Consider the following 4,154-nt stretch of genomic DNA (forward strand, 5'->3'; position numbering starts at 1 on the left):
CATAAACGATTATCTCGTAACAGCCGCTCTTTGTTGATCATTTCAAACCTTTATTCTCTAAGTTAAACCTCTTTTTATTCTCAATAGCGTGACAAAAAATGCAAGTCTCTATTCAGCAACTAGTTTAATGGATGGTAAATTGGCCTTATCAGGTGCCAATTATTATGCCAATTTTCATCAACGTATTTTACAGTTAATCAAACAGCAAAATATTACTATGTTTAAATTGGATGGTACCGGCAATGCCGATAAGGTGATTGCTGGTAGCCGCTTTACCAGTGACTTTGATGCGGCAATCCATATGATCAGTGACATGAGAAAAGCAAATAATAATCTTTATATCAACCTGACTACAGGCACTCAAGCGACCCCATCCTGGCTTTTTTACGCTGATTCGATTTGGCGTGGGGGTGATGATGTTAACTATTATGGCCCGGGCACTAAAGTACAACAATGGCTTACTTATCGCGATGCGGAAACTTATCGTTCAATTGTTATGAAAGGACCCTTATTTCCGCTTAATTCGTTGATGCTGCATGGTATTATTTATGCTAAACAAGCCAAATATCTTGCTAGCCAATCAGAGCAGGACTTTGCTGATCAAGTGTGGAGCTATTTTGCTACCGGCACTCAGCTACAAGAAATGTATATTACGCCTGAGCTGTTAAGCGATAATAATTGGCAGGTATTAGCCAGTGCGGCAAATTGGGCGTATGAAAATCAAGCTATTTTATTTGATAGTCATTGGATAGGTAGTGATCCAACCAAATTAGCGATCTATGGTTGGGCTGCCTGGGGTAGCAATAAATCGATTATCAGTTTAAGAAATCCATCGGATAAACCCCAGGTTTATTATTTGGATTTACAGCGTGATTTAGAATTACCCGCTGGCACGTCACAAAATTATCAAGTTAGCCTGAATTATATTAGTCAAGCGGGTAGTAAAAAACCGGCTACCATTAATCAATCGGCATTAGTGACGTTATCGCCTTTTGAAACCGTGGTTATGTCATTAGTGCCTGATAGTGGCAAACAGAATCGATAAAATAGTCACTAAGATTTTCGCTTAAAATAGAGTAAGCCAGTTAATTAGTCTTGAGATATAAATACCTCCTTGCCACTGTTGGCATGGAGGAAATTAAAGCTTTATTGCTCAAATTTAATTTTGGAGTGTACATTCTTTGATATTAACAAAAGCATTGGGGCCATCAACTTTATATTGTTTTTCGGCTTGACTTTCAGCATCTGCTTTACTAGATGCGGTGAAAATATAATCCCATAGTCCTCGATCATTATCATCACCATGGTTACCTTTGCAATAATATTGCTGTTTTCCTTCTGTTCCTGCAATTGCAGTTGATGAAAAGGTTGTGACCATGGCAGAAGTTACTGATAGTATTAATAACCCACGTTTTATAGCAAGATTCATATTAAGCTCCTTAATATAATATTTACTGATTTATTTATGGATCGATCGATAGTACAAACACTAGCCAGATAAAGGTAATTCATTTGTTAGTATTTTGTCCAATTATATTTATTAAATAAAAGCGTTTAAAGTGTAAAATAATTGTATTTAATAAGAGCGAGAAATATTGCTATTCAATTTTCAAGTGCTACTTTATCTATTGATTTTTTATTTTATCCATTGTATCAACTTTCTGAATATCAAATAGCAGAATTAAAGTCTATTATAATATGATGATAATTTAGTCTGAAATTAATAAATTATTTCTATGTTCAGTATTAAGTTATAAAAATAGATAAATATTTATTTTTATCCTTATCAATAATAGGGTATTAAAAATCAGTTAATTCTACTTTTTTTTGATTAATAATAAAGATAAAAATTATTATTGATAACAGATTAACCATAATTACTATATTATTGATTATCAGTCAGTAGCTAAATTTTAAAAATTAATGGCTTATATGTTGTTATTATTAATAGTAGATAGTGTAATATAAATTAAGATTTTAATTAAGCTTAATATTTAAAATTAAATAAGTCCGCATGATATGGATATAGTGAAAAGTAGTAAATCTAGAGGAGCTGGCGTTGATGAAACAAATGATTGGCTTTAGCATTCTGTTATTACTGATTGGTTGTAGCAATAAAACACCTCATTCATTATCGTTATTTAATGATAAGCAAAATATTAACGTTATTGATCAAACGAAAAAACTTTTTCCGATTGCTAATTATCCACAAAATAGCGCTCGCTGGATCCCACCTAATGAGCCTGGTTACCGACAACCCTTTTTAACTGAACTACAACAAAAAAAAGCTTTTAATACCCTGTTAGCACACTATTTTGGTGAGCAATCTCCCTGGAATGGTGATTATATTCAGTCAGTTTTGCAGGATGCAAAAGGTGCGAAAGGAAATTTATCACATTTTGCTGAAAAATTTACTGCGGCTAATGTCAGTCACTATGGCGAAAATTTTCGTTTATTAGATGCTAGCTGGAAAGCAAAAATGCAACATCGGGTATCCGTATCGATCGCCGATCGATACACGGCTACTAGCCGGGGGATCACTTTACGTGAAACCGCGGTAAGATTCCTACCAACAGCTTATCCTGCTTTTGAAGATCCGCGTGAGGCAGGTCAAGGTTATCCTTTTGATATGTTACAAAATTCCACTCTGCATCCCGCTGAACCGGTTTACATTGCGGCAGTAACCGCTGATAGATCCTGGAGTTTTATAATATCGCCTACTGAAATGGGCTGGGTAGATAGTTCACATATTGCTAAAGTAAATGATCATTTTATCCAACAGTGGACAACCATGGCGAAAAAAAAGCTTGGGGCAGTTATTAATGATAATGCCAGTTTCACTGATAAGCAGGGCGTATTTAGATTTACCGCCCGTACCGGTACATTATTGCCATTAAAATCGATTAACGGTAAAACAAATATCGCATTACCGGCCTACGATGATAAGGGCTATGCTGTTATTCGTTATGCGCCACAGTCTGAACAGATGGTGCGTCAGACACCTATTTCACCAACAGCAGAAAATATGGCGCATATCATTCAATATATGCAAGGTAAAGCTTATGGCTGGGGAAGTCTTTATGGTTTCAATGACTGCTCTGCGGAAGTAAGAAATCTTATGCTGCCTTTTGGTATTTTTCTACCCAGAAATTCACTACCTCAATCATTAAGTGGTAAGCGAATTGATTTAAGCCATTATTCAACTGATCAACGGCTTGCTTATTTGATCAAATATGGCCAACCATTTAAAACATTAGTCTATATAAAAGGGCATATTATGCTGTATGTCGGTAATGCAGATTGGCAGGGTCGTACTGTGCCGATAATCTACCATAATGTGTGGGGATTAAGACCAGCAGCGCCACCAAGTCGCAGCATTATTGGCCAGTCAATTTTTATGCCGTTATTGGCGCAATATTCTGATGCTTCAGAGCTTGAATCGCTGGCAAGCAAGCCACTATTTATCATTACCTATCTCGATCAAGCAGAAGGCTGATTATTTGATCGGCTTTTAACCTCTCATCTTTTATTTAGCATCATGTAATTGCCAGTAGCAAATTAGCCATCTTGCTGCTGGCAACAATTCTTCTATGGTTCATTCAGTTATTTGCCAATGCTTTCCATTTTCTAGTAATTATTTTATGCAATATTTGATGCAGTTAACATTTCTATCTTGTTAATAAAATGAATCAATTGTTAAATTTAGGTGAATTAATAAATGTTTTTTAACAATTGACTTGTATTAGGATGGTGACACTATGGCTTTATCACCTGCTTTAATGGATCTAATCGCTGGATGGTATGATTGGGTAGCACAACCAAATATTGATCCATCGGAAATGAGAGAGACTGCACTAAACAGAGTTTTTACCTGTATTACTAACGAAGATTCCTCTCTTAATTTATCTAAACTGAATTTAACTTCGTTGCCTAATTTACCGGAATGGATAATAAAATTAGATGTCAGTGATAATCAGTTAACCAGACTGCCCAATAATTTACCCAAACAATTAACCCATTTGTATGCGGCCCATTCCCAGTCGAAACGCAACAAACCCATAAAACGTTATGCAGCCATTAGATGAGCTAAAAATACTTCATTTGGAGAAAAATAGCCCAACGATTTTCGTCCCCGAGTATTAAGTATGTGCTCA

The 4,154-nt window shown here is 35.6% G+C and carries 3 protein-coding genes and 1 pseudogene; 3 read left to right on the top strand and 1 reads right to left on the bottom strand.

What is annotated here, in order from left to right:
• Positions 1 to 124: 124 nt before the first annotated feature.
• Positions 125 to 1,045 (top strand): annotated as a pseudogene (locus CBG25_RS04090) (enterotoxin); the annotation flags it as partial.
• Between the two features lie 114 nt (positions 1,046 to 1,159).
• Here the strand turns inward: CBG25_RS04090 and CBG25_RS04095 are convergent.
• Positions 1,160 to 1,429 carry a hypothetical protein gene (locus tag CBG25_RS04095; RefSeq protein ID WP_290604793.1) on the bottom strand — a complete coding sequence of 90 codons (270 nt, stop codon included), beginning with the start codon at positions 1,427 to 1,429 and terminating at the stop codon, positions 1,160 to 1,162.
• 633 nt (positions 1,430 to 2,062) lie between these two features.
• On the opposite strand from CBG25_RS04095, the gene CBG25_RS04100 reads away from it, so the two are divergent.
• Together CBG25_RS04100 and CBG25_RS04105 are read left to right on the top strand one after the other, a co-directional pair.
• Positions 2,063 to 3,496, top strand: a complete 1,434-nt coding sequence (locus CBG25_RS04100) for an SH3 domain-containing protein (RefSeq protein ID WP_290604795.1) — start codon at positions 2,063 to 2,065, stop codon at positions 3,494 to 3,496.
• 262 nt (positions 3,497 to 3,758) lie between these two features.
• Positions 3,759 to 4,085 (top strand): hypothetical protein, encoded by a 327-nt coding sequence (locus CBG25_RS04105; protein WP_290604797.1) that lies wholly within the window; start codon positions 3,759 to 3,761, stop codon positions 4,083 to 4,085.
• Positions 4,086 to 4,154 lie beyond the last annotated feature (69 nt).

The sequence above is a fragment of the Arsenophonus sp. ENCA genome (assembly GCF_002287155.1).
Lineage (GTDB): Bacteria > Pseudomonadota > Gammaproteobacteria > Enterobacterales > Enterobacteriaceae > Arsenophonus > Arsenophonus nilaparvatae.

Bases quoted from the DNA above. Each gene is read 5' to 3' on its own strand.
- CBG25_RS04095 (WP_290604793.1), bottom strand. From the start codon at position 1,429: ATGAATCTTGCTATAAAACGTGGGTTATTAATACTATCAGTAACTTCT.
- CBG25_RS04100 (WP_290604795.1), top strand. From the start codon at position 2,063: ATGAAACAAATGATTGGCTTTAGCATTCTGTTATTACTGATTGGTTGT.
- CBG25_RS04105 (WP_290604797.1), top strand. From the start codon at position 3,759: ATGGCTTTATCACCTGCTTTAATGGATCTAATCGCTGGATGGTATGAT.